Here is a 23,568-nt window from a genome sequence, read left to right on the forward strand (position 1 = left end):
CCTACTGGACCGGCGGATGCCCGCCGCTCACGGGTCACCCGTCCGTAGACTGGAGCCGTGCCAGTGAACCCAGAACTCACCGAACGCGTGTTCGCGAAGACGAGTCCGTACCTGGTCGGCCGCGAGAAGGTGCGCGAGTTCGCCCGCGCCGTGTTCGCCACCGATCCGGTGTCCTTCAACGTCGAGGCGGCCCGCGCCGCCGGTCACGCCGATCTGGTGGCCCCGCCCACCTTCGCGGTGGTCGTGCAGCAGCTCACCCTCGACCAGCTGTTCGCCGACGGCGACGCCGGCTTCGTGGTCGAAGACGTGGTGCACGGCGAGCAGCGTTTCATCTCGACCCGCCCGATCGTGGCGGGCGACGAGCTCACCGCGCAGCTGCGCGTCACGAGCATCAAGAGCCTGGGAGGCAACGCCATGCTGACGGCCGAGACCGAGATCCAGGATGCGGCGGCCGAGCCCGTCGTCACCGCCGTGGCCACCCTCGTCGTGCGGGCCGACGCATGAGCGGCGAGACGCTGGACGCCGCCGAGTTCGGGGAGGGCGCGACCGTGCACCGCTACGAGGTGGGCCAGGTGGTGGCCGAGGGCCGCTACCCGCTCACCCGCGACTCGCTCGTGCGCTACGCGGGCGCATCCGGAGACTTCAACGCCATCCACTACCGCGACGACGTGGCCGCCTCGGTGGGCCTGCCCGGCGTGCTCGCGCACGGGATGCTCACCATGGGCCTCGCGGTGCAGCCGGTGCTGCAGTGGCTGGGCGACCCGTCGCGGCTCACCGAGTACGGCGTGCGCTTCACGCGTCCGGTGGTGGTCGACCCCGAGACCGGTGCCGAGATCACGGTCGTCGCGAAGATCGGTCAGCTCGACGAGGCCGCGGGAACCGCGCGTATCGACCTGACGGTCAGCGCCGCCGAGCAGACCGTGCTGGGCAAGGCCCAGCTGCGCGTCCGGCTGCCATGACCGAGCCCGCCGCGGCCGTGCCGCTCTCGCGCTTCACGACCCTGCAGGTCGGTGGCCCCGCGGAACGGCTGGTCGAGGCGACCACCGAGCAGCAGCTGCTCGACCTCGCCCGCGAGGTGTGGGCGGCCGACGAGGACTGGTTCGTGCTCGGCGGCGGCTCGAACGTGGTGGTCGCCGACGAGGGCTTCGAGGGAACGGTCCTCCGCGTCGCCACCCGGGGCGTCGCCCCCGTGATGGCCAAGGTCGGCTTCGTGCGCGTCCGCGTGCAGGCCGGCGAGCCGTGGGACGAGTTCGTGCGGCACACCGTCGAGAACGGCTGGAGCGGGGTGGAGGCCCTCTCGGGCATCCCCGGCTCGGTGGGGGCGTCGCCGATCCAGAACATCGGGGCGTACGGGCAGGAGGTCGCCTCCTCCATCGTGTCGCTCGACTTCCTCGACGAGGCGAGCGGCGAGGTGCAGCGCCTCGCGCGCGACGAGCTCGAGCTCGGCTACCGCAGCTCGGTCTTCAAGCGCGGCCGGCGCGGCGTGGTGCTGTCGGTGACCTTCGAGCTGCGGGATGCCGCGGCGGAGGCATCCGGTACAGCGGGGGCCGGGGCATCCGGAGCCGCCGACGTTGCCGCCGCCGAGCCGCTCAGCGAGCCCGTCGCCTACGCCCAGCTGGCCGGTGCGCTCGGCATCGAGGTGGGTCAGCGCCTGCCCCTGGCCGAAGTGCGCCGGGCCGTGCTCTGGCTGCGCGCCTCGAAGGGCATGGTGCTGGATGCCGCCGACCCCGACTCCGTCAGCGCCGGCTCGTTCTTCACCAACCCGATCGTCACCGAGCACTTCGCCCGCACGCTGCCCGCCACGGCTCCGCGCTGGCAGGTCGAGCCCGAGGAGGCCGACCAGGTCATCCCGCTCGAGGACGGCATGGAGATCGCGCTCGACGGCGACCGCAGCGCGCAGCCGGCTCCGCCCGAGTATCACGTCAAGCTCAGCGCGGCGTGGCTGATCGAGCACGCGGGCATCCGCAAGGGCTTCGCCCTGCCCGGCTCCACCGCCGCGATCTCGTCGAAGCACACCCTCGCGCTCACCAACACGGGGGCCGCGACCGGCGCCGGAACGGCCGCCGATATCGCCGAGCTCGCCCGCTTCGTGCAGGGCCGGGTGCTCGCCGAGTTCGGCGTGCTGCTGCAGCCCGAGCCGGTCTTCCTCGGTCACACCCTCTAGGGCGCCGGTTCGGTTCAGACCTGCAGAAATAACGCCGACCGACCCCGTATATGGGGTCGGTCGGCGTTATTTCTGCACTTTTGAACCGCCGGCCTCGATCTGCTCGCGGTAGCGGGCCGACTCGCCCACCATCTGCCAGCCGGCGTCGTCGGCCGGGGGCGTCCAGGCCCGGTCTGCCTCGCCGGCGAACACCAGCCCGCCCGCCTCGATCGTGCCGAGGTAGCCCTCCAGCCAGCCGCGCTCCGTCTCGATCAGCCGCAGCTCGAGCTCGAGGCTGTGCGCCACGTGCGGCGGTGCGAAGCCGCGGGCCACGTAGCCGATCCTCTCCAGCAGTGCCTCGCAGGCGGCGGCCGCGGTCGCCGAGCGCGCCCGCAGCGCGGCGATCATCTCGCCCCGCGGCATCAGCGGCGCGAGGCTCAGCGCCACCCGGAACGCCGAGGGGTCCATCGCGTTCACGGTCAGCACCGCCTCGGTCAGCAGCCGGTTCAGTTCGGTGCGGCCGGCGTCCGCCATCGTGTAGACGGCGACGGTGCGCCCCGCGCCCACCGCCCCTTCACCCTCGGCGAGGTCGTGGCGCTCGATCAGCCCCTGCTTCGCGAAGGTCGACAGCATCGAGTAGATCGACCCCGGCTTGATGTGCGCCCAGTCCTCCACACCCCACGACAGCAGTTCGCGCCGCAGCTGGTACCCGTTGGCCGGCTCGAACAGGCTCACCACCCCCAGCAGCAGCGCGCGGGTCGTCAGGGTGGCCATGGCCCGAGTATATGAGCGCGTATGGACCTTCTCCAGCTCTTGACAGCCCCTATTCAAGTTTGAATAATGGACGCGATCGCACCCCCCGAGAACGTCGACCGAAGGAGACCAGGTGATCCAGGCACGAGGCCTCGCCCGCACGTTCGCGGGGCGCGGCAAGGGCAAGGAGAAGGTCGAGGTGAAGGCCGTCGCGGGTGTCGACATCGACGTCGCCGAGGGCGAGATCGTCGGCTTCCTGGGCCCGAACGGCGCCGGCAAGACCACGACGCTCCGGATGCTCACCACGCTCCTCAAGCCCACCGCCGGCTCGGCCACGGTGGCCGGCTTCGATGTGGCCACGCAGTCGCAGCAGGTGCGCCGCAGTATCGGCTACGTCTCGCAGAGCGGCAGCACCTCGCCCGAGGCGCGCGCCGGCGAAGAGATCATGGATCACGGCATGCTCTACGGCATCAGCAAGCAGCAGGCCGAGGCGCGCGGCCGCGAGCTGTTCGACCAGCTCGACCTCGAGGGGCTGTGGACGCGCGAGCCCCGCGCCATGTCCGGCGGCCAGCGCCGGCGGCTCGACATCGCGATGGGCCTGGTGCACGACCCGAAGCTGGTGTTCCTCGACGAGCCGACCACGGGGCTCGATCCGCAGGCCAGGGCGAACCTCTGGACGCACATCGCCGACCTGCGCACCACCCTCGGCTCCACCGTCTTCCTCACCACGCACTACCTCGACGAGGCCGATGCGCTCTGCGACCGCATCCTCGTCATCGACCACGGCACCATCGTGGCCAGCGACACCCCCGACGCGCTGAAGCGCCAGGTGTCGGGCGACCTGGTGCAGCTCGTCGTCGGCGACACCGAGCAGGCCGCCCGCACGGCCAAACTGCTCGGCCGCATCGCCGATGCCGAGCTCACCACCGAGGGCGCCGCGGTCAGCGCCCGGGTGCGCGAATCCGGCGCCAAGATCGCCGGCCTCATCCGAGAACTGGATGCCGCGGGCATCGCCCTCGAGTCGCTCGAGGTGCGCCGCCCCACCCTCGACGACGTGTTCCTCGACCTCACCGGCCGCTCCCTCCGAGAGGATGCCTAGTCATGCGTGGATCGTTCTGGAGAGAGACCTTCATCGTCTTCCGCCGTCAGCTCCGGATGGCGCTGCGGAACCCGGCCTGGGTCATCATCGGCCTCGTGCAGCCGATCCTGTACCTGGTGCTGTTCGGCCCGCTGCTCGAGCCGATCGCGGCCCAGCTCGGGGCGCAGAACGCCTACACGCTGTTCGTGCCCGGCCTGCTGGTGCAGCTCGGCCTCTTCGGTGCGCTGTTCGCCGGGTTCGGCCTGATCGCCGAGTGGCGGGCGGGCGTGATCGAGGCCGAGCGGGTCACGCCGGCCAGCCGCACCGCGCTGCTGCTCGGGCGCATCCTGCGCGACGTGCTGCAGCTGTTCGTGCAGGGCATCGTGCTGATCGGCCTGGCGTTCCTGTTCGGGCTCACCGGCTCCCTCCTCGGCATGGTCTTCGGCCTCATCCTCACGGTGCTGCTCGGTGCGGCCTGCGCCGCGGCATCCAACGCCCTCGCCCTCACCACGAAGAGCGAAGACGTGATGGCTCCGGTGATCAACAGCATCGCGCTGCCGGTGCTGCTGCTCTCGGGCATCCTGCTGCCGATGACCATGGGGCCGCAGTGGCTGCAGACGGTCTCCGACTTCATGCCCACGAAGTACATCGTGAACGCCATCCGTGAGCTGTTCCTCGGCGACTTCCTCACCCTCACCACGATGTGGGGCGTGATCTGGACGATCGTGCTCTTCGCGCTGGGCCTCTACGTCGGCACCCGCACGTTCCGCGAGGAGAACGCCTAGCGCCTTCACGGCGGCCGGCTGTCCGGCGGCCCGGTGGCCCTAACTGTCCTTGCGGATCCAGCGGAAGGTCACGCGGCACAGGATCAGGCCGGCCACCAGCCAGATACCCAGCGCGATCGCCACACCCACGAGGTTCCACTCGCCGCCCTGCTCGGCCGAGGCGAACGACTCGGGCAGCAGGGCCGCGCGCATCCCTTGCGCGATCCACTTGAGCGGAAAGACGCTCGCGACGTTCTGCAGCCATTCGGGCATCAGCGCGAAGCTGAGGTAGACGCCCGAGATGAACTGCAGGATCAGCAGCGGAGGGATGATCACGGCCGAGGCGCTCTTGCCGCTGCGGGGCAGCCGCGAGATGGCGATGCCCAGCACGGCGGCGGTAACGATGCCGAGCAGGTACACCCAGAGGAACGTGATCCAGTGCTGCGGATCGGCGGGCAGTTGCACCCCGAACGCGAATCGCGCGAGCAGCAGCAACAGGACGACCTGTGCCGCCGAGGTGACGAGCACCTGCCCCATCTTGCCGATGAAGTACGACAGCACCGGCAGGGGAGTGCCCGCGAGGCGCTTGAGGGTGCCGTCGCCGCGCTCCACCGCGATGTCGACACCCAGGTTCTGCACTCCGCTCAGCAGGATGCCGGCGGCGATCATGCCGGGCAGGTAGTAGGCGGCCTGGCTGATGCCGCCGCTGCCGTCGGCGTTCGTGCCCACGTTGCCGAGCCCGTCGAAGGCCACCGAGAAGATGCCCAGCAGCACCACGGGGAACAGGAACGTGAAGAACACCGTGTCGCCGGCGCGGAAGTAGAGCCGCGTCTCGTAGACGATCCGGGCGGCGCCGAGTCGCAGCGCCCGCAGAGGGCCGAACGCGGTTCCGGATCGGCCGTCCGCCGCGCGCGCATCCGTCTGGGTACTCATGCGGTCACCTCGGCTGCGGCTGCGGCTGCAACCGCGGCTTCTGCCTCGGCGGTGCCGACCAGCTCGAGGTACACGTCCTCCAGCGACGGCCGGATCACCTCCAGCTCGGCGGGCTCGCCCTGGGCCGCCACCAGCTGCGCCACGAGCCGCGCCGGCTCGTGCGTGCGCTCCTCGTGCAGGCCGGCGGCATCGCTCCACCGCACCAGCGGCACGCGCGCCTCGGCCGAGCCGATCGTGTCGACGGGCCCGATGTCGAGCATCCGCCCGCCCGCGATCACGGCCGCGCGGTCGCTCAGCTGGGCAGCCTCGTCGAGGTAGTGCGTCGTCAGCACGATCGTCGTGCCCTCGCGCGAGAGCGAGCGGATGAGCTCCCAGAACTGGCGTCGGGCCTCCGGGTCGAAGCCGGTGGTCGGTTCGTCGAGGAAGAGCAGCTCGGGCCGCCCGATCACCCCGAGGGCGACATCCACCCGCCGCCGCTGGCCACCCGACAGCGCTTTGATGCGGGTCTTGGCTTTGGCGTCGAGCCCCACTGCGGCGATCACCTCGTCGACGTCGCGCGGATTCGGATACAGGCTCGCGAAGTGGTTCAGCTGCTCGCGCACGGTCACGGTGCCGCTCTCGCCGGTCTGCTGCAGCACGATGCCGATGCGCGCCTTCCAGGCGAGCGTCGCGTGCTGCGGATCGACACCGAGCACGCTCACCTCGCCGGAGTCGCGGTCGCGGTACCCCTCCAGGATCTCCACCGTCGTGCTCTTGCCGGCCCCGTTCGGCCCGAGCAGCGCGAACGTCTCGCCCCGCTCGATCTCGAACCCGATCCCGTCCACCGCCGTGAACGCCCCGTACCGCTTGTGCAGCCCTCGCACGCTCACCGCCGCCTGTTCGCTCATGACCCCATGCTGGCGGCTGCGCGCCCCCGCCACCACCCGGCGGGCCGATGAAACGCGGATCTGTGTGCCGTGGCAATCCGGTTCGGCGCCGGTCGCGAAATCTTTTCAGCGGGATGTGTGACGAATCACCCGTTCGTCCCGTCTCATCTGTGTAAGCACGTAGAACCCCGGACAGTTCCGGGGACGACCCGAAGGAGAAAGACCATGGCAACGCCCACCACCCCCGCCACCCCGGCCGCCAACACCCCCACCTCCACCCAGACCGCGCTCGGCAAGACCGTCATCAACGACGGCGTCGTCTCCAAGGTCGCCGGCATCGCCGCTCGCGAGGCCCGCGGCGTCTACGCCCTCGGCGGCGGAGCGGCCCGCGCGTTCGGCGCCATCCGCGAGGCCGTGGCCGGCACCGACCAGAGCCAGGGCATCAGCGTCGAGGTGGGCGAGACCCAGGTGGCCGTCGACGTCACCATCGTCGCCGAGTACCCGCTGGCCCTCCAGGACGTGGCCGACGGCGTGCGCAAGAACGTCATCCAGGCCGTCGAGACCATCGTCGGTCTCGAGGTCACCGAGGTCAACGTGACCGTCAACGACGTGCACCTGCCCTCCGACGACAAGGACGAGGCTGCCGAGGCGCGAGTCCAGTGACCGCCTCCGCCACTCGCACCGGAATCCTGGTCGGGGCGGTCCTCGCCCTCACCTGGGTCGTCATCGGTTTCTGGGCCTTCTTCTTCGTCGCGATCGCCATGGCGGTCGGGGCCGTGGTCGGCCGGATCATCGAGGGCAAGCTCGACGTGTCGGCTCTGGTCGGCGCCTTCCGCGGAAAGCGCTCCTCGTCATGAGCGCCGCCGCGACGAACGTTGTCGCGGCCGGCAGCCCTTCGCCGTCACAGCGCGGTCGCAACCGCATCACCTCCAAGGCGCTCAACCGCGTCGTGGCGGCGGTGACGGCCGACGCGCTCGGGGTCGCACCCAAGCGTGTCGGTGTCGACCTGAGCGACGAGAAGGGTCTGCTCGTGCTGACGGTCACCACGCCGATCCGCGTGGTGTCGCTGGCCCGGGTGCACTCCGGCTCCGGCGTCATCGACCGCGCAGGCGGTACGGTCCTGGACCGGGCGGCCCGCGCCCAGGAGACGATCCGCGACCGGGTCGCCGCCATCACGGGCTCGGCCATCGGCCGGGTCGTCGTGCGGCTCTCCGCCGCCGACATCCAAGAAGAGGAGAGGGTGCGATGAGCACGCCCGGCATCTACCGCCGCATCGCGCGGCGCGAGACGCACTCGCCCCGCTCGCTGCTCGCCATCGTGTTGGCGGTGCTGCTGATCGTGGTCATCGCCTGGCTCGGCACCGAGATCGTGATCGCGCTGCTGGGAGCACCGGCTCTGCTGGTGGCCCCCGTGGACATGTTCACCTCCGCGGTGAACCTGGTGGAGGCTCCCGCGGGCATCGTGGTCGCCGCCGGCATCGTCGTGGCGGTGATCGGGCTCGTCCTGGTCATCGCGGCGATCGCGCCGGGGCGCCGGGCGCGGCACCTGCTGCAGTCCGAGCGCACCGTCGTCGTGGTCGACAACGAGGTGATCGCCTCGGCCCTGGCCCGGCACTCCTCGCTCGCCGGCACCGTCGATCCCGACAACGCCTCCGTCTCGGTCTCGCACCGGAACGCGGCGGTGCACCTCACGCCCACGTCGGGCATCCCCGTCGATCGTGACGCGGTGACCGGCGAGGTGGCCCGGCAGCTCGAGTCGTACCGGCTCACGCCGTCGGTACGGGCCCGGGTGCGCGTTTCGGAGAACGGGAGGATCGGCGCATGAACAGCACGAATCGAGCCGCGAACCGGCTTCTGATCCTCCTCGTCGGCCTGCTCCTGCTCGTCGTGGGCGCGGCTGCCGCGGCCGCCGTGCTCATCCCCGTGGTGCGCGACGGCTGGAAGGATGCGACCGGCCAGGTCACCGCCCAGGTGTTCGCCTGGTTGCAGCAGACGCCGCTCGGCGACACCGGGGTGAGCTGGATCATGCCGGCCCTGCTCGTGCTCGCCGTGCTGGCCGTCATCCTGCTGATCGCGTTCATCGTGCGCCAGGGCCGCGGTCACACCGCCGTCGCGGTGCGGGAGGACACGAGCGAGCACGGCGCCACGGTGGTCGAGTCCGCCGTCGCCGAGCAGGTGCTGCAGGATGCGATCGACGGCCGACCCGAGTTCGTCGCCTCGCACGTCAGCACGTACCGCGTCAAGCGCACTCCGGTGCTGAAGATCTCGGTCACTTGCCGTCGAGGTGTGTCGCCGAAGGATGCCGCGGACATCGTGGAGGACGCCGTGCGCGCCCTCGACCTGCTGCTCGGCCGGCAGCTGCCGGCGCTGGTGCAGATCAGCGGCGGATTCCGGGCCCGCATCACCTCCACCACCCGGCTCCAATAGCGGGCTCGCTCCCCTCGGGGCAGAAAGAAGGAATCATGTCCAAACCACTCGTCTGGGTCGTCGCGATCGCGTTCGGCGTCACCGGCTATGTGCTCGGCACCCGGGCTCAGGCCACGAAGGACACCGCGAAGAAGATCACCCGAAAGCGTCACTGACCCACGGGCTCCCGCACCCACGGCAGCCGACCCCCACGAAGAGAACACTAAGGAAGGAGCTCATCATGAGCGCAGCAGACAAGATCAAGAACGCCGCCGAAGACCTCGCCGGCAAGGCCAAGGAGGCCGTCGGCAACGTCACCGACAACGACAAGCTCGTCGCCGAGGGCAAGGCCGACCAGGCCAAGGCCGACGCCAAGAAGGCCGGCGAGAACGTCAAGGACGCCTTCAAGAACTGACGATCGAGCAGCCTCGTGTGGCCGTCACCTCAGGGTGGCGGCCACACCTCTGTTCACCCGCGGTCGGATCAGGACTCGGCGGAGAACAGCTTCTGCAGGCGGGTGACGCCCTCGAGCAGGTTCTCGTCGCTGAGCGCGTACGAGAGGCGCAGGAATCCGGAGGGGCCGAAAGCCTCGCCGGGAACCGTCGCCACCTCGACCTGGTCGAGGATGAGGTCGGCCAGCTCGAGCGAGGTGGTCGGTGTGACGCCGCCCCAGCTGCGGCCGAGCAGGCCTGTCACGTCGGGGTAGACGTAGAACGCGCCCTCGGGCAGCGGGGTGTGCACGCCGTCGATGGTGTTGAGCGCCTCGACGATCTGCGTGCGCCGGCGATCGTAGGTGGAGCGCATCACCTCGACGGTGTCCTGGGGGCCGTTGAGCGCCTCGATCGCCGCCCGCTGGGAGATGTTCGACACGTTCGACGTCATGTGCGACTGCAGGTTCGACGCGGCCTTGATCGCATCGAGGGGGCCGACCATCCAGCCGACCCGCCATCCGGTCATCGCATAGGTCTTGGCCACGCCGTTCAGCAACAGCGTGCGGTCGGCCAGCGACGGCACCGCCTCGACGATCGACACGGCGCGCAGGCCGTCGTACACGAGGTTCTGGTAGATCTCGTCGCTGATCACCCACAGGCCGTGGGAATCGGCCCACTCACCGATGGCCTTGGTCTGCTCGGGCGAGTACACCGCGCCGGTCGGGTTGGACGGGGAGACGAACAAGAGCACCTTGGTGCGCTCGGTGCGGGCGGCCTCGAGCTGCTCCACGGTCACCAGATAGTCCTGGTCGCTGCCGGCGAACACCTCCACGGGCACGCCGCCGGCGAGTGCGATGGCCTCGGGGTACGTGGTCCAGTAGGGCGCGGGCAGCAGCACCTCGTCTCCCGGGTCGAGCAGGGTGGCGAAGGCCTCGTAGACGGCCTGCTTGCCGCCGTTGGTGACGATCACCTGTGCGGGCGAGACCTCGAGACCGCTGTCGCGCAGGGTCTTGGCGGCGATCGCCTCGCGCAGATCCGGAAGCCCCGCCGCCGGCGTGTACCGGTAGTTCTTGGGGTCGAGCACCGCTCGGGATGCCGCCTCCACCACGTTCGCCGGGGTGGAGAAGTCGGGCTCGCCCGCGGCGTAGCTGATGACCGGCCGGCCGGCCGCCTGCAGGGCCTTCGCCTTGGCGTCGACCTTGAGCGTCGCCGACTCGGCGATGGCTGCGATTCGTTGGGAGATGCGTCGTTCCGTCACGGGGGTCAAGCCTACCCGGCCACCCCCTCGCGATCCGGGAATACGCCCACAACGGCGCGGATGCCGCGCTCGGAGCCGCGCCTAGAGCTGCGCCTGTCGGGGCACGACCACCTGCTTGATGATGATCAGCATCGAGGCCACAACCGGCACGGCGATCAGGGCGCCGAGCACCCCGAGCAGCGTGCCGCCGACCAGGGCGCCGATGACCACCAGGATGCCGGGCACGTCGACGGCCTTGTTCATGATCCGCGGGCTGAACACGTAGGCCTCGACCTGCATGTAGACCAGGAAGTAGATGCCGATCGCCACGGCGGTCACCGGCGAGACCGTCAGAGCGATGAAGGTCACCAGGATGGCGCTGATCACCGTGCCCACCAGCGGGATGAGCGCCAGCAGGAACGCCACCACGGCCAGCGCACCGGCGTAGGGCACCCCGATGACCATCATCGCGATGAAACCGAACACGCCGTTGGTGCCGGCCAGGATGACCTGCCCGCTCACGTACTTGCCGATCGAGGTCACGATCTGGTCCGAGATCGAGATCACGCCCTGGCGCTTGGACATCGGCACCAGCACGTAGAAGCTGTTCTTCACCGCCTCGATCGAGCCGAGGAAGAACAGCGTCAGCACGAGCACCAGGATGCTGCCCGAGATGCCGTTGACCAGCGCCACGCCGATCTTCAGCACGCCGCCGCCGAGGGTGGCGAGGTTGTTCGGGTCGGAGAGGAAGGTCTCCAGATCCTGCACGAGCTTCTTGGTGTCGACCGAGTCGCCGAACACCTCGGTGAACCAGGTCTGCTCGGTGATGGTCTTCACGGCGCCGGGGAGGTTCGCGACCAGCTCGGTGGTCTGGTCGACCACCGCGGGGATCACCAGGAAGAACACCAGCACCGCGAAGGCGATCACCAGCACGAACACGATCAGGATGGCCCAGCCGCGTGGGATGCGGCGCCGGGTGAGCCAGCGGACGAGCGGATCCAGGCCCAGCGCCAGGAAGAGCGAGGCCAGGATGCAGATCATCACGGTCGACAGCTGCGTGAACGCCACCCCGAGGGCGATGGCCAGCAGGCCGCCCAGTGTCGCCACGAACCCGATCCGGAAGGCGCCTGTGCTCATGGGGTGCTCCGTCTCGTTCGGTCCGGCTCGCCTTTGCGGTGGCACAGGATGTGACCTACACTGTCTGTCGGTAGTCGAAATCTGCCAAGCTTTTCTCTGCCCATTTTTGGGTGTTGGCTGTGGCCGACCCGCCTCAGGGCGAGTGTAGCGAAGCGCAGCGGTTTCGGTTCTTAGGGCGGTGGCTCAATTGGTAGAGCAGCGGTCTCCAAAACCGCAGGTTGCAGGTTCGAGTCCTGTCCGCCCTGCTCCTGCTTGTGAAAGGTAACGACACGGTGGCACGAAAAGTAATCGACGAACCTTCCGAGGACGTCGTCGAGAACGCCAAGAAAGACCGGGCGGCCAGGCGCAACCCGTTCGCCCGTATCGTCCTGTTCATCAGGCAGGTGTTCACCGAGCTGAAGAAGGTCGTCACCCCGACGCGGCGCGAACTGGTCAGCTACACCCTGGTGGTGCTGGTCTTCGTCGTGATCATGATGGCGATCGTCGTGGGGCTGGATCAGCTGTTCGGCTGGCTGGCGATCGTCGTCTTCGGCGATCCCGCCTAGTCCGGCGGCGGCATTCGGCCGCACCTGGGCGACACGCAAGCCCGCACGACGTAGCTCAACACGACCAACTGAGAAGTGGAACGAATTCATTGTCTGACGCAAAGCCCGAAGAAGCCGGTGTCCCGGCTGACCTCGACGCCCTCCTCGAGGCGATCGACGAGGCAGCCGACCCCGAAGCGGATGCGGTGGTCGACGACGCACTGAACATCGACGACTTCGACGAGGCCGCCGCGGTGCTCGAGGTGCTCGAAGACCCGGAAGCGAACGGCGAGGCCGCCGACGCCGAGATCGATGTCGTCGAGACCGACGGCGAGCCGGCTGCCGAGGGCGCCGAAGCCGATGGCGCTGAGGCCGAGGTTGCAGAAGACTCCGCCGAAGCGGTCGAGGCCGACCCGTACGACGCGTTCCGCGCCGAGCTGCGCACCCTCCCCGGCAAGTGGTACGTCATCCACTCCTACGCCGGCTTCGAGAAGCGCGTGAAGCAGAACATCGAGAGCCGCAAGACCTCGATGGGCATGGAGGACTTCGTCTTCCAGGTCGAGGTTCCGATGGAAGACGTCGTCGAGATCAAGAACGGCCAGCGCAAGCTGGTCACCCGCGTGCGCATCCCCGGCTACGTGCTGGTGCGCATGTTCCTCAACGAAGACAGCTGGTCGGTCGTGCGTCACACCCCGGGTGTCACCGGGTTCGTGGGCAACTCGCACAACCCCACCCCGCTGCGCTTCGAGGAGGCCTTCAACATGCTGAAGAGCCTGGTCGAGGTGGCCGAGGTCGCCCCCGCCAAGAGCTCGGGCGGCAAGGGCGGCAAGGCCGTCCAGCGCTCCATCCCGGCCGAGGTCGACTTCGAGATCGGCGAGACCATCACCATCAAGGAGGGCTCGTTCGCGGGTCTTCCCGGTTCGATCAGCGAGATCAAGCCCGAGAGCGGCAAGCTCACGGTCCTCGTCTCCCTGTTCGAGCGCGAGACCCCCGTCGAGCTGTCGTTCGACCAGGTCACGAAGCTCTAAATCGCGCCGCTGCCTCTGTGGCGCGAGTCGTCCGCTCCGCGGCACGATGCGATCGCGCCGCGAATCGGCTAAGATCGCAAGGTTGCTTTCGCAGCGGTTCACACCACCGCATCCGGGAATCGCCCGGCTGCGGGAGCGTCATCCATTCGGATGGCACGAAAGAGAAGAGAAGAAATGGCACCGAAAAAGAAGGTCACAGGTCTGATCAAGCTTCAGATCAACGCCGGCGCCGCCAACCCCGCACCGCCCATCGGGCCTGCGCTGGGTCAGCACGGCGTGAACATCATGGAGTTCTGCAAGGCGTACAACGCCGCGACCGAGTCGCAGCGCGGCAACGTCATCCCCGTGGAGATCACGGTCTACGAAGACCGCTCGTTCACCTTCATCCTGAAGACCCCGCCCGCCGCGGAGCTCATCAAGAAGGCCGCCGGAGTCGCCAAGGGCTCCTCCACCCCCCACACCGTCAAGGTCGCCAAGCTCACCAAGGAGCAGGTGCGTCAGATCGCCGAGCAGAAGCAGGCCGACCTGAACGCGAACGACGTCGACGCTGCAATGAAGATCATCGCCGGTACTGCCCGTTCCATGGGCATCACGGTCGAGGCATAAGGAGGAGGCTGGAAATGGCACAGAAGTCAAAGGCCTACCGGGCCGCGGCCGAGAAGATCGAAGCCGGCAAGTACTACACCCCCACCGAGGCCGTCGGCCTCGCTCGTGAGACGGGTTCGTCGAAGTTCGACAGCACCGTCGAGGTCGCGCTGAAGCTCGGCGTCGACCCCCGCAAGGCGGACCAGATGGTTCGTGGAACCGTCATCCTCCCCCACGGCACCGGCAAGACCGCCCGCGTCATCGTGTTCGCGACGGGTCCGGCCGCTGAGGCCGCGATCGCCGCCGGCGCCGACGAGGTCGGTGGCGACGAGCTGATCGAGAAGGTGGCCGCCGGCTACACCTCGTTCGACTCCGCCGTCTCGACCCCCGAGCTCATGGGCAAGGTCGGCCGTCTCGGAAAGGTGCTCGGCCCCCGTGGCCTCATGCCCAACCCGAAGACCGGCACCGTGACGCCGGATGTGGCCAAGGCCGTCTCCGACATCAAGGGCGGCAAGATCGAGTTCCGCACCGACAAGCACGCCAACGTGCACTTCCCGGTGGGCAAGGCCGGCTTCACCGTCGAGCAGCTCGACGAGAACATCACCGCGGCGCTGGAAGAGATCATGCGTCTCAAGCCCTCCTCCTCGAAGGGCCGTTACGTGCAGAAGGGCGCCGTCTCGACCACCTTCGGTCCCGGCATCCCCCTCGATGTGAACTCCATCTAGTTCGCCTCACCCCGCTCCACCCGAAAGGGCTCGCCACGCGGCGGGCCCTTTCGGCGTTCCCGGAGTCAGTGCCCGAGCAGCAACCGCCTGGACGGGCCTCCTGCGGCCGGCCTCTGCTGGTCACCACACTCCTGCTGGCCGCCGGTCTCGCAGTGGCCCAGCCGGGTGTGGCTTCAGCCGCCCCGGTGAAACCCTCCATCGCCTGTCCCGAGGGCATGAGCACCGTGGGCCTTCCGTTCGAGTCGACGCCGTTCGTCAGCCCGGCGTCGGGCGAGAAACTGAGCATCTCGGTCGCGGGGACCGTACCCGACGGCCTCACGGTCACCGACTCCCTGGACGGCGTTCCTCGAACCGCGCAGACCGTGACCTTCACCGTCACCGCTGTCGTGACGGCGTCTGACGGGACGAGCGCATCCGCCGTTCAAGACTGCACGATGTCGGTGGTGGACCGGCCGATGGTGACCCGTATCGCGGGGACCGACCGGTACGACCAGAGCGTTCAGGTGTCGAAATCAAGGTTTCCCACCACCCAGCCGTACATCGTCTATCTCGCGAGCGGGGAGAAGTTCGCCGATGCCCTCAGCGCATCGGCGATCGCCGCGTCGCACAGCTCACCCGTGTTGCTGACACCGGCCGCGTCACTGACGCCCGGGGTGCTCGCCGAACTCCGACGGCTGATGCCTCGGAAGATCGTGATCGTCGGGGGCCCCGCCTCCGTCTCCGATTCGGTCATCACTCAGCTGACGAGTTCCGGATTCCTTCCGGGCGCGATCGAGCGGATCGGCGGAGCCGATCGCTACGCCGTCTCCCGCAACCTGATCTCGAGCCCGGAGTTCGGGATCGGAGAGTCTTCCTCGCTCTACGTGGCCACCGGTTCCAATTTCCCGGACGCGCTGAGTGCTTCGCCCGTCGCCGCCTACCGCGGCGCACCCGTGCTGTTGGTGGATGGGTCGGAGGTCAGTCTCACCGATGCGGAAAGAGCAGTCGTCAAGCATCTGCGGGCGAGCCGGATCTTTCTGGTGGGCGGGCCTGCGTCGCTGAGTCCGGCGCTCCAGGCCGACCTGGCGCTCTCCTACACCACCGTGCGGTACGGGGGAAGCGATCGCTACGCCGTCAGTCGGGCAGTGAACTCGGGCTCGTTCTCTTCTCGGGGCTCGGTCTTCATCGCGAGCGGCGCCGTCTTTCCCGACGCCTTGAGCGGCGGAGCGATCGCAGGGGCACTGAACGCACCGCTCTTGATCACCCAGCAGGACTGCCTCTCACGGGAGCCGGCCTTGCACGCGGGGCTGGTCGGGCCGACGTCGATGGTCATCCTGGGGGGCCTCGCCTCAGTCGGCTCAGACGTCGAACACCTCTCCGCGTGTGCACCGGCACCCGTCGGCTGAGATCGTTCCCGAGGGTGTCGCGCGTACGCGCATGAGTAGCAAGTGCTCATAACGCCAGCTGCGTCAGCCGGCCGAAGATGAACGAGTTGTCCCACCGCATCGAGGGAGGCCCATTGTGTCCAGTGTGATCTATCGGCGTACCACCGCGTTCGCCCTTGCTGTGCTTGCCCTTGTGGCGGGCCTCGCTCTCAGCCCGGCGAGCGCTGCGTCTGCCGCGCCACCTCCCGCCATCAGCTGCCCCCAGCCGGTGAGCACCGTCGGTATGCCGATCGTCTCCCACCGCTTCGTGACCCCGCAGCCGGGAGAGTCGGTGAGAGTCGCGCTGGCCGGAACCATTCCCGACGGTCTGACCTTCACCGAAACCCTGGAGGGAACGCCCCGCACCGCACAGTTCGCCGATCTCACCGTGACCGCGACCGTCACGGCCGGTGACGGATCGACCGCATCCGCCTCGGTCCCGTGCCGGATGTGGGTGAAACCGCAGCCTGCCGTGAGCCGCACCGCCGGGGTCGATCGGTACGACCAAAGCGTGCAGGTGTCGAGGTTCACCTTCTCGTCACCCACGTCGTTCGTGTACCTGGCCAGTGGTGAGAAGTTCGCGGATGCCCTGAGCGCCACGACGATCGCCGCGATGCATCGTTCTCCGCTCCTGCTCACCTCCGCGGCATCGGTCACGTCCGGCGTGATCGAGGAGATCCGCCGGCTCAAGCCGGAGAAGGTCGTGATCGTCGGTGGTCCCGCGTCGATCTCGGACGCGGTGATCGCTCAGCTGGGAGCATCCGCCATCAGCCCAGACGCGATCGAGCGGGTCGGCGGCGCGGACCGGTACGCCGTCTCCCGCAACCTGGTGACGCATCCCGAGTTCGGTGCCCGTAATGCGCTGGGGGTCTTTCTCGCCGCCGGGGCGACCTTCCCCGATGCCCTGAGCGCTTCATCTGCCGCCTACAACATGAGCTCGGTGGTTCTTCTCGTCGACGGCTCGGAAACCTCGCTGAAGTCGTCCGAAGCGGCTGTGATCAAGAGCCTCCGTGCGACGAAGGTCTACCTCGTGGGTGGGCCTGTCTCGCTCAGTCCCGCGCTGGAAGCCGACGTGACACGGTCCTACCCGACGGTCCGTTACGGTGGGGCCGACAGGTTCGCCGTCAGTCAGGCCGTGAATTCGGCCTCCTTCTTGGACGTGAAGAACGTCTTCATCGCGAGTGCTGCCGTGTACCCGGATGCCCTGAGCGGCGGGGTGCTTGCCGGCCTTGCGAACGCCCCGATGATGATCACGCAGAAGGACTGCCTGACCCGGGGTCAAGCAACGCTGCTCGGGCAGCTGGGGGTCACCGGCGTGACCATCCTGGGCGGCCCGGCATCGGTAGGCCCGGAGGTCGAACGCCTTGCCGTGTGCCCGTAACGAGCCCTCTGAACACGGCTGACGGGCTGACCTCCCGAGTTACGGCCGGATCGGCACTAACGTCGAGGTATGGTCACGAGAGTTCGCCGGGCGCGCGTCGAAGACGCGGGGATCGTCGCCGCGGTCGCCGCGGAGACGTTCGAGATGGCGTGCCCTCCCGGCACCCGGCGGGAAGACATCGAGGCGTTCATCGCCGCGCATCTGTCGGAGGCGCAATTCTCGGGGTACCTGGCCGGTGACACCCACACCATCCTGCTGGCGGACGTCGACGGGCAGATCGCCGGATACACGATGCTGGTGGCGGGGGAGCCCTCGGACGCGGATGTCGCCGCCGCAGTCACGGCGCGACCGACGGTGAAACTGAGCAAGTGCTACGTGCGTGCGACCTTCCACGGTCAGGGGGTGGCACGCACCCTGATGGAGTCCTCGGTGGAGGTGGCCCGTGAGCTGGGCGCCGGGAGCGTGTGGCTGGGCGTGAACCAGCACAACGCCCGGGCTCAGCGCTTCTACGCGAAGAACGGGTACGCGAAGGTCGGGCGCAAGGGCTTCTACGTCGGCGAGGAACTGCACGACGACTTCGTGCTCGAGAAGGTGCTGGCGGACGACGTGGCACCGGGCGCCTGAACTGCCGGGCACGTCAACTGCTGTGCGCCTGAGCAGGGCCGCGCTCCTGAGGAGGGCGCCGCGCCTGGGTAGGAAGTACTCAGACCGCGCCTGAGCGGATCCGGGGGATCATCGATGCACCGCGATCAGGAAGGCGGGAGCAATGGTCCACACGCGCGAATCCCCCTCGAGGCGTGTGCCTGCCGGCTTCCTGGTCGTGGCCCTGCTCGCGATGCTGTCGGCGCTCGTAGCGGCTCTGCTCGGCGGTGGTGCGGTCGGGGCGCAGGCCGAACCGAAGGGCGTCCTGCCGACGCCCAGTCGGCTCGCAGGCGGAGACCGCTACGACCAGGCCGTGCGCGCCGCCGCCGCTTTCGGCAGGGCCGACACGGTCTACCTCGCCAGCGGTGAGAAGTTCGCGGATGCGCTCAGTGCCTCGGCGGTGGCCGGTGCGCACGGCTCACCGCTGCTGCTCACCTCGGCCGGCTCGGTGCCCGCGGCCGTTCTCGCGCAGCTCGTCCGGCTGACGCCCCGGACGGTCGTGGTGGTGGGCGGTGCGCTGTCGGTGTCCGACGCCGTGCTCGAGACGATCTCCCGTCAGGTCGCCGGGGCCACCGTCGTGCGGGTCGACGGCGCCGACCGCTACGAGGTCTCGCGAGCGCTCGTGACCGACCCCGAGGTGGGAGTGCCGCGGGCCAGCGAGCTGTACCTGGCATCCGGAGCAGACTTCCCCGACGCGCTCACGGCCTCGCCCGCCGCCGTGCACCGGCACGCGCCGGTGCTGCTCGTCGACGGCGCCGAGGCGGCTCCGAGTGCGGCGGAGACGGACGTGTTCCGGGCCCTCGGTGTCACGGCGATCACCCTCGTCGGCGGGCCGCGGTCGCTCGGCTCGGCGCTCGAGACCGGACTCGCCCGCACGATGCCCGTGACCCGGATCGGCGGTGCCGACCGCTACGAGGTCGGCGTCGCCGTCAACCGCGCGGCCTTCGGTTCGGCGTCGACGGTGTACCTGGCGAGCGCGGCGAGCTTCCCCGATGCGCTGAGCGGCGGGCCGCTGGCGGCGCTGCAGTCCGCGCCGCTCTACGTCGTGCCGCCGAGCTGCGTGCCCTCTGCCGTGCTGGCCGAACTGGATCGGCTCGCGCCGGCCCGTATCGTGATCCTCGGCGGCACCGCCACCCTCGGCCCCGGTGTCGACGCCCTCCGCCCCTGCTAGGCGCGGTGGCGCGCTCGCCGGTCGCCGCTCAGAAGGGAAGGGCGCCGATCTGCAGCACGAGTTTGCCGCGGGTGTGCCCACGCTCGAGGGCGCGGTGGGCCTCGGCGACGTCGGACAGCGGATAGACCTCGTCGACGTGCACGCGCACGTCACCCGAGTCGATCAGGCGCGTGATCACGGCGAGGGTGGAGGCATCCGGAGCGACCTTGAAGGTGGTCGCGCGCACGCCCGCCGAGGCCGCCTCCTGCTCGAAGGTGGGCCAGCTGCCCGTCGGGGCGTTGACGATCAGGCCACCCGGGCGCAGGGTCGTGAGCGAGCGGCTGCCCGTGTCGCCGTGCGTGTTGCCCACCAGGTCGATGACGACGTCGACACCGGACACGACGCTCTCGAACGCCGTCGCGCTGTAGTCGATGACCGTGCTGGCCCCGAGCTCGCGCAACCAGTTCTGATTGCGCGCCGATCCGGTGGCCGTCACCCGCGCACCGAAGTAGGCGGCGAACTGCACCGCGAAGTGGCCCACGCCGCCCGCGGCCGCGTGGATGAGCATCCGCTGGCCCTCGTGCGCCTTGGCCAGGTCGACCACGAGGCCCCAGGCGGTGAGGGCGGCCAGCGGCACGCCCGCCGCCTCGGTGAGCGACAGCGCCCGGGGCTTGCGCGCCACCTGCAGGCTCGGAACCGACACGTACTCGGCGTACGAGCCCTCGCCGCGCGGCACCGACATCATGCCGTAGACCTCGTCGCCGACGTTCAGCGGATGCCCGGCGAACGGCGTCTCGACCACCACTCCGGCGAAGTCGTAGCCCAGGATGCACGGGAAGCTCGAGATCGCGGCGGCGACGCCCTTGCCCGCGCGGGTCTTGGCGTCGATCGGGTTGACGCCGGCGGCGGCCACCTTGACGAGCACCTCGGCGTTGATCCGTTCAGGGGTGGGAACCTCGGCGACCGAGAAGACCTCGGGCCCGCCGAACCCGGAGATGACGGCGGCGGACATGGTCTTCGGATGCGTGAGAGTAGGGCTGGAGACGCCCGACGATCCACTCCATTGTTCGATCATCGCTGCCCTTCCGTAGATCACATGAACACGCAGGGGAGGGATCGGGCCACCCGCCTCGCTGCGTCGCCTCATCGGCTAGCTGCCACGCTATTGGGTGAATGATTCACCGGTGTTACAGTCTCGTCACTGGGGTGCAAACTCAGTGGCCGCGCGTGAGAGACCGTCTGAGCACGCGGGCCCGTCCCGGAGATCCGACCTGATGCCCTCCTCGCGAGCCGCGGCGTGACCGCGACCCCCGCAGCGAACCCGCCCACCCGGCGAACCACCCTGGGAACCGTCCTGCGCGTCACCGTCCTCGGTATCGCCGCGGCACTGACCGCGACCGGACTGGTGCTGATCTGGGTGGCTCGGCTCTCGGCCGACCGCTTCCTCTACGTGAGCGAGATGGGGGCGGCCGTCGAACCGACCGCCCAGGTGTTCCAGGTAGCGCTGGTGTGCGTGGCCGTGGCCGCCGGACTGGTGGCCGTGGCCGCACCGAGGATGTCTCCCCGCACCCGTCTGCTGACGGCGGTGCCTCCCGCCCTGGTGCTCGGTGTGGCCGCCGTCGCGTTCGGCATCGCCTCGCAGGTCACCTGCACGCAGTACTGCCCGCTGCCCGTGGGCGAGGCGTTCACCTGGCAGGACCTCATCCACACGGTGGCGGCGGTCATCGGCTTCGCCGGGGCCGCCTTCGTGATGCTGCAGGTCGCCTCCGACACGCGCTTCCGCCGGCTGGCGCGCTTCTCGGCGTTCTCGGCCGTCTCGGTGGCCGTGATCGCCGGCGTCGGCGGCCTGCTCTCGCTGCTGCGTTTCGGAACCCAGCTCGGCGGCGTGCTCGAGCTCGTGGCCACCACGATCGCCCTGCTCTGGCTGATCGGGCTCGCGGTGCTGCTGGCGATCGAGTCCGCCCGCTCGCTGCGCGTGCCGGCCGGGGCGGGTCAGCTCCAGCCGAGCCAGCCGGCGACGCCCGACCGGGTCGCCGCCACGTACGCCGAGTAGTTCTCGTCGCGGGCCGGCAGCGCGATGCCGGATGCTCCCAGTCGAGCCATCCACGATTCGGCGACGGAGACCGGATGCACCGGATCGCGCGGCGCCCAGGCGACCGCCGTGGGTACCGCGGCGCCGAGGGCGGCGAGGTCGTCGGCGGCCGTGAAGGCCCTGTTGCGCGGGATCTCCACCAGTCGTACGGCGCGGGCGGCGGCACCGGGCGAGCGGAACTGCTCCAGAAGTCCGGCGGCGCCCCGCGCCGACGAGGCGGCGGCCTGCGCGTAGAAAGACGTGCGACGGAATGCCTCCTCGCCCTCCCGGGCGCCCCGGGCCGCCAGTAGCTCGCCGATCACGGGGAAGGCGCGCAGGTTCTCGGGCAGCGAGGTCTCGGTGAAGGCGGGCCGCACGAAGACGGCACGCTCGACGGGCAGGGCGTTCGAGAGCAGCAGCCGCACCGCGATGGCCGCCCCCATCGAGATGCCGATGACGGTGACGGGCTCGCCTTCGCGCCCGGCGGCCGCCTGCTCGAGCAGCACCCGGGCCGCGATGTCGGAGGCCAGCGCGGGGAGGGCGAACGCGGAGGGCGGTCCGATCCGTTCGTCGGCGCCGTGGGCGCGCACGTCGGGGGCGATCACGAGCGAGCCGGGCGGCACGATCGGCGAGAACAGCGCCAGCGGGTTCGCGCGCTCGTTGCCGAGGCCGTGCAGCAGGAGCACGCTGGTCATGCGCAGACCTGCGGCCGGGCATCCGTCGGGCTCAGCCGGCCTGACCGCGCCGGGAGCGTCATGCGGCGCGTTCGCCGCGCATCCAGGCCAGCAGGGCGTCGGCCCGGCGCACCAGCAGCTCGATCTGCGACTCGTCGCGGTCGACCCACTGGCAGCGCGGATCGGCGGCGAGCGGCACGAAGTCGGTGTGCTGCTCCCACACCACGAGGGTGCGTTCGGCGCCCAGCACGTACTGCTGCCACCAGACCTGGCGCAGGTAGCCGCGCGGGATGCTGCGCCAGGGCTTCGAGGTGGTCTTGATCTCGGCGAGCTCGACCGATCCGTCGGGCGCCACCCGGATGCCGTCGGGCGTGGCGAGGTGCCGCTTCTCGCGCGCCGCGTGGAACAGCGCCACGCTCGGCTCGATCTCGTAGGAGGTGCGCACCCAGGCGGCGATCTCGGGCTCCCGGGCGCGGCCGTGGTCGGTGAAGGCGTTGCCCCCGAAGCCGGTGCCGTGGAACTTCTCCCAGGCGACGGCCGCCACGGCCTTGTCGCTGGCGAGGCGGGCCGCATCCGTCGCCGTCACGCCGCGGCTGCGGGCCCGGAGCCAGGCCACCCGATCGGTGGAGTGCGCCACCACCCGGGAGAGGTGCGGCGGGGCGGGCGCCACGAAGGTCTGGTCTTCCTCCCAGGGGAAGGAGAGCATCAGATCCGTCACCCGTCCATTCTGCCCGCTGCCGCCGACACGGTGCGCCGAACCGCCGTGCGGACGGATGCGGGGGTTGGCACCGATTCTCAGACGCGGCTTGGGTCGTTCATAGACTCCTCATAGCAAACTGCCAATACTGGTGAATGTGACTATCGACGGCTCCCTCATCTCCGGCAACGGCTCCTCCTCCAACGCGGCCAAGCAGCCACGGCTGCGCCGCGCCGACGGCTCGCCGGTGCGCGCGCTCGTCGTTGACGACGAGAACACCCTGACCGACCTGCTCTCGATGGCGCTGCGCTACGAGGGCTGGGAGGTGAAGACGGCCAGCGAGGGCCGCCAGGCCATCACGATCGCCCGCGAGTTCCGCCCCGACGTCGTGGTGCTCGACGTGATGCTGCCCGACATCGACGGCCTGCAGGTGCTGAACCGGATGCGCGGCGACGGCAACGAGACCCCCGTGCTCTTCCTCACGGCCAAGGACGCGCTCGACGACCGCATCGCCGGGCTCACCGCCGGCGGCGACGACTACGTCACCAAGCCGTTCAGCCTCGAGGAGCTGGTCGCGCGCCTGCGCGGCCTCATCCGTCGTTCCACCCTCGTCGTGGCCGACGCCGACGACCCGATCGTCACCGTGGGCGACCTCGAACTGAACGAGGACAGCCACGAGGTGTTCCGCGACGGCGAGCCGATCGAGCTCACCGCCACCGAGTTCGAGCTGCTGCGCTACCTGATGCGCAACCCGAGGCGCGTGCTGAGCAAGGCGCAGATCCTCGACCGGGTGTGGAGCTACGACTTCGGCGGCAAGTCGAGCGTGGTGGAGATCTACATCTCGTACCTGCGCAAGAAGGTGGATGCCGGGCGTCCCGCGATGATCCACACGGTGCGCGGCGCCGGTTACATGCTGAAGCCCGCGCTGTGAGCGCCGAGCC

At 69.6% G+C, this 23,568-nt stretch carries 29 protein-coding genes and 1 tRNA gene; 22 read left to right on the forward strand and 8 right to left on the reverse strand.

Going from position 1 to position 23,568, the window contains the following annotated elements; genetic code table 11:
* Window positions 1-57: 57 nt before the first annotated feature.
* From ACN4JJ_RS02170 to ACN4JJ_RS02180, 3 genes are read left to right on the forward strand one after another with little or no spacing between them, the layout of a single operon-like run.
* Complete coding sequence (locus ACN4JJ_RS02170; RefSeq protein ID WP_440708265.1) at window positions 58-504, forward strand: FAS1-like dehydratase domain-containing protein; 447 nt, start codon at window positions 58-60, stop codon at window positions 502-504.
* Window positions 501-959, forward strand: a complete 459-nt coding sequence (locus ACN4JJ_RS02175) for a MaoC family dehydratase (RefSeq protein ID WP_440708266.1) — start codon at window positions 501-503, stop codon at window positions 957-959. The genes ACN4JJ_RS02170 and ACN4JJ_RS02175 overlap by 4 nt, the downstream gene beginning before the upstream one ends.
* Complete coding sequence (locus ACN4JJ_RS02180; protein WP_440708267.1) at window positions 956-2,164, forward strand: UDP-N-acetylmuramate dehydrogenase; 1,209 nt, start codon at window positions 956-958, stop codon at window positions 2,162-2,164. The genes ACN4JJ_RS02175 and ACN4JJ_RS02180 overlap by 4 nt, the downstream gene beginning before the upstream one ends.
* Window positions 2,165-2,230: 66 nt before the next feature.
* On the opposite strand, the gene ACN4JJ_RS02185 is transcribed toward ACN4JJ_RS02180, so the two are convergent.
* Window positions 2,231-2,917: a PadR family transcriptional regulator gene (locus ACN4JJ_RS02185; RefSeq protein ID WP_440708268.1), complete on the reverse strand. Its 687-nt coding sequence runs from the start codon at window positions 2,915-2,917 to the stop codon at window positions 2,231-2,233.
* 112 nt (window positions 2,918-3,029) lie between these two features.
* Between ACN4JJ_RS02185 and ACN4JJ_RS02190 the strand changes: the two genes are divergently transcribed.
* Together ACN4JJ_RS02190 and ACN4JJ_RS02195 are read left to right on the forward strand one after the other, a co-directional pair.
* Window positions 3,030-3,995: an ATP-binding cassette domain-containing protein gene (locus ACN4JJ_RS02190; protein ID WP_440708269.1), complete on the forward strand. Its 966-nt coding sequence runs from the start codon at window positions 3,030-3,032 to the stop codon at window positions 3,993-3,995.
* A 2-nt stretch (window positions 3,996-3,997) separates the two neighbouring features.
* Window positions 3,998-4,759 carry an ABC transporter permease gene (locus ACN4JJ_RS02195; protein WP_440708270.1) on the forward strand — a complete coding sequence of 254 codons (762 nt, stop codon included), beginning with the start codon at window positions 3,998-4,000 and terminating at the stop codon, window positions 4,757-4,759.
* 39 nt (window positions 4,760-4,798) lie between these two features.
* Here ACN4JJ_RS02195 and ACN4JJ_RS02200 read toward each other — a convergent pair whose 3' ends face one another.
* Both ACN4JJ_RS02200 and ACN4JJ_RS02205 read right to left on the reverse strand, forming a co-directional pair.
* Window positions 4,799-5,671 (reverse strand): ABC transporter permease, encoded by an 873-nt coding sequence (locus tag ACN4JJ_RS02200; RefSeq protein WP_440708271.1) that lies wholly within the window; start codon window positions 5,669-5,671, stop codon window positions 4,799-4,801.
* The gene (locus ACN4JJ_RS02205; protein ID WP_440708272.1) at window positions 5,668-6,558 is read right to left on the reverse strand and encodes an ABC transporter ATP-binding protein; all 891 of its coding nucleotides are present in this window, start codon (window positions 6,556-6,558) and stop codon (window positions 5,668-5,670) included. The genes ACN4JJ_RS02200 and ACN4JJ_RS02205 overlap by 4 nt, the downstream gene beginning before the upstream one ends.
* A gap of 204 nt (window positions 6,559-6,762) precedes the next feature.
* On the opposite strand from ACN4JJ_RS02205, the gene ACN4JJ_RS02210 reads away from it, so the two are divergent.
* From ACN4JJ_RS02210 to ACN4JJ_RS02235, 6 genes are all read left to right on the forward strand, one after another.
* Window positions 6,763-7,200, forward strand: coding sequence for an Asp23/Gls24 family envelope stress response protein (locus tag ACN4JJ_RS02210; protein WP_440708273.1), 438 nt, complete (start codon window positions 6,763-6,765; stop codon window positions 7,198-7,200).
* A complete protein-coding gene (locus ACN4JJ_RS02215) occupies window positions 7,197-7,394 on the forward strand; it encodes a DUF2273 domain-containing protein (RefSeq protein ID WP_440708274.1) in 198 nt (65 codons plus the stop codon). The genes ACN4JJ_RS02210 and ACN4JJ_RS02215 overlap by 4 nt, the downstream gene beginning before the upstream one ends.
* Window positions 7,391-7,786, forward strand: a complete 396-nt coding sequence (locus ACN4JJ_RS02220) for a hypothetical protein (RefSeq protein ID WP_440708275.1) — start codon at window positions 7,391-7,393, stop codon at window positions 7,784-7,786. Before ACN4JJ_RS02215 ends, ACN4JJ_RS02220 begins: the two co-directional genes overlap by 4 nt.
* The gene (locus ACN4JJ_RS02225) at window positions 7,783-8,361 is read left to right on the forward strand and encodes an Asp23/Gls24 family envelope stress response protein (protein WP_440708276.1); all 579 of its coding nucleotides are present in this window, start codon (window positions 7,783-7,785) and stop codon (window positions 8,359-8,361) included. Before ACN4JJ_RS02220 ends, ACN4JJ_RS02225 begins: the two co-directional genes overlap by 4 nt.
* Window positions 8,358-8,963, forward strand: coding sequence for a hypothetical protein (locus ACN4JJ_RS02230; RefSeq protein ID WP_440708277.1), 606 nt, complete (start codon window positions 8,358-8,360; stop codon window positions 8,961-8,963). The genes ACN4JJ_RS02225 and ACN4JJ_RS02230 overlap by 4 nt, the downstream gene beginning before the upstream one ends.
* Before the next feature lie 220 nt (window positions 8,964-9,183).
* Window positions 9,184-9,357 (forward strand): CsbD family protein, encoded by a 174-nt coding sequence (locus ACN4JJ_RS02235; protein WP_440708278.1) that lies wholly within the window; start codon window positions 9,184-9,186, stop codon window positions 9,355-9,357.
* Window positions 9,358-9,425: 68 nt separating this feature from the next.
* Here ACN4JJ_RS02235 and ACN4JJ_RS02240 read toward each other — a convergent pair whose 3' ends face one another.
* Together ACN4JJ_RS02240 and ACN4JJ_RS02245 are read right to left on the reverse strand one after the other, a co-directional pair.
* Window positions 9,426-10,631: a pyridoxal phosphate-dependent aminotransferase gene (locus ACN4JJ_RS02240; protein WP_440708279.1), complete on the reverse strand. Its 1,206-nt coding sequence runs from the start codon at window positions 10,629-10,631 to the stop codon at window positions 9,426-9,428.
* A gap of 81 nt (window positions 10,632-10,712) precedes the next feature.
* Entirely contained in the window at window positions 10,713-11,747 is a 1,035-nt protein-coding gene (locus tag ACN4JJ_RS02245; RefSeq protein WP_440708280.1) for an AI-2E family transporter, read from the reverse strand.
* Between the two features lie 172 nt (window positions 11,748-11,919).
* Here ACN4JJ_RS02245 and ACN4JJ_RS02250 point away from each other — a divergent pair.
* From ACN4JJ_RS02250 to ACN4JJ_RS02290, 9 genes are all read left to right on the forward strand, one after another.
* Window positions 11,920-11,992: transfer RNA gene (locus ACN4JJ_RS02250), tRNA-Trp, on the forward strand.
* A gap of 27 nt (window positions 11,993-12,019) precedes the next feature.
* The gene (gene secE, locus ACN4JJ_RS02255; RefSeq protein WP_440708281.1) at window positions 12,020-12,292 is read left to right on the forward strand and encodes a preprotein translocase subunit SecE; all 273 of its coding nucleotides are present in this window, start codon (window positions 12,020-12,022) and stop codon (window positions 12,290-12,292) included.
* Between the two features lie 68 nt (window positions 12,293-12,360).
* The gene (gene nusG, locus ACN4JJ_RS02260; RefSeq protein ID WP_440708780.1) at window positions 12,361-13,299 is read left to right on the forward strand and encodes a transcription termination/antitermination protein NusG; all 939 of its coding nucleotides are present in this window, start codon (window positions 12,361-12,363) and stop codon (window positions 13,297-13,299) included.
* Between the two features lie 174 nt (window positions 13,300-13,473).
* On the forward strand, window positions 13,474-13,905 hold the full coding sequence (rplK, locus tag ACN4JJ_RS02265) for a 50S ribosomal protein L11 (protein WP_137837775.1): 432 nt from the start codon (window positions 13,474-13,476) through the stop codon (window positions 13,903-13,905).
* Window positions 13,906-13,919: 14 nt separating this feature from the next.
* Window positions 13,920-14,609 carry a 50S ribosomal protein L1 gene (gene rplA, locus ACN4JJ_RS02270; protein ID WP_440708282.1) on the forward strand — a complete coding sequence of 230 codons (690 nt, stop codon included), beginning with the start codon at window positions 13,920-13,922 and terminating at the stop codon, window positions 14,607-14,609.
* Window positions 14,610-14,824: 215 nt separating this feature from the next.
* Entirely contained in the window at window positions 14,825-15,994 is a 1,170-nt protein-coding gene (locus tag ACN4JJ_RS02275; RefSeq protein ID WP_440708283.1) for a cell wall-binding repeat-containing protein, read from the forward strand.
* A gap of 262 nt (window positions 15,995-16,256) precedes the next feature.
* Window positions 16,257-17,393, forward strand: coding sequence for a cell wall-binding repeat-containing protein (locus ACN4JJ_RS02280; RefSeq protein ID WP_440708284.1), 1,137 nt, complete (start codon window positions 16,257-16,259; stop codon window positions 17,391-17,393).
* Window positions 17,394-17,462: 69 nt separating this feature from the next.
* Window positions 17,463-18,017 (forward strand): GNAT family N-acetyltransferase, encoded by a 555-nt coding sequence (locus tag ACN4JJ_RS02285; RefSeq protein ID WP_440708285.1) that lies wholly within the window; start codon window positions 17,463-17,465, stop codon window positions 18,015-18,017.
* A 142-nt stretch (window positions 18,018-18,159) separates the two neighbouring features.
* On the forward strand, window positions 18,160-19,206 hold the full coding sequence (locus ACN4JJ_RS02290; RefSeq protein WP_440708286.1) for a cell wall-binding repeat-containing protein: 1,047 nt from the start codon (window positions 18,160-18,162) through the stop codon (window positions 19,204-19,206).
* Between the two features lie 28 nt (window positions 19,207-19,234).
* Here ACN4JJ_RS02290 and ACN4JJ_RS02295 read toward each other — a convergent pair whose 3' ends face one another.
* Window positions 19,235-20,260 carry an NADP-dependent oxidoreductase gene (locus ACN4JJ_RS02295; RefSeq protein WP_440708287.1) on the reverse strand — a complete coding sequence of 342 codons (1,026 nt, stop codon included), beginning with the start codon at window positions 20,258-20,260 and terminating at the stop codon, window positions 19,235-19,237.
* Between the two features lie 222 nt (window positions 20,261-20,482).
* Between ACN4JJ_RS02295 and ACN4JJ_RS02300 the strand changes: the two genes are divergently transcribed.
* Window positions 20,483-21,238: a DUF998 domain-containing protein gene (locus ACN4JJ_RS02300; protein ID WP_440708288.1), complete on the forward strand. Its 756-nt coding sequence runs from the start codon at window positions 20,483-20,485 to the stop codon at window positions 21,236-21,238.
* Here the strand turns inward: ACN4JJ_RS02300 and ACN4JJ_RS02305 are convergent.
* Both ACN4JJ_RS02305 and ACN4JJ_RS02310 read right to left on the reverse strand, forming a co-directional pair.
* A complete protein-coding gene (locus tag ACN4JJ_RS02305; RefSeq protein WP_440708289.1) occupies window positions 21,178-21,951 on the reverse strand; it encodes an alpha/beta fold hydrolase in 774 nt (257 codons plus the stop codon). The genes ACN4JJ_RS02300 and ACN4JJ_RS02305 overlap by 61 nt on opposite strands.
* A 58-nt stretch (window positions 21,952-22,009) precedes the next feature.
* Window positions 22,010-22,636, reverse strand: coding sequence for a YqaJ viral recombinase family protein (locus ACN4JJ_RS02310; protein ID WP_440708781.1), 627 nt, complete (start codon window positions 22,634-22,636; stop codon window positions 22,010-22,012).
* A gap of 154 nt (window positions 22,637-22,790) precedes the next feature.
* Between ACN4JJ_RS02310 and ACN4JJ_RS02315 the strand changes: the two genes are divergently transcribed.
* Window positions 22,791-23,558: a response regulator transcription factor gene (locus ACN4JJ_RS02315; RefSeq protein ID WP_291051298.1), complete on the forward strand. Its 768-nt coding sequence runs from the start codon at window positions 22,791-22,793 to the stop codon at window positions 23,556-23,558.
* Window positions 23,559-23,568 lie beyond the last annotated feature (10 nt).

This window comes from Herbiconiux dendrobii (genome assembly GCF_052048175.1).
Taxonomy (GTDB): Bacteria; Actinomycetota; Actinomycetes; order Actinomycetales; family Microbacteriaceae; genus Herbiconiux.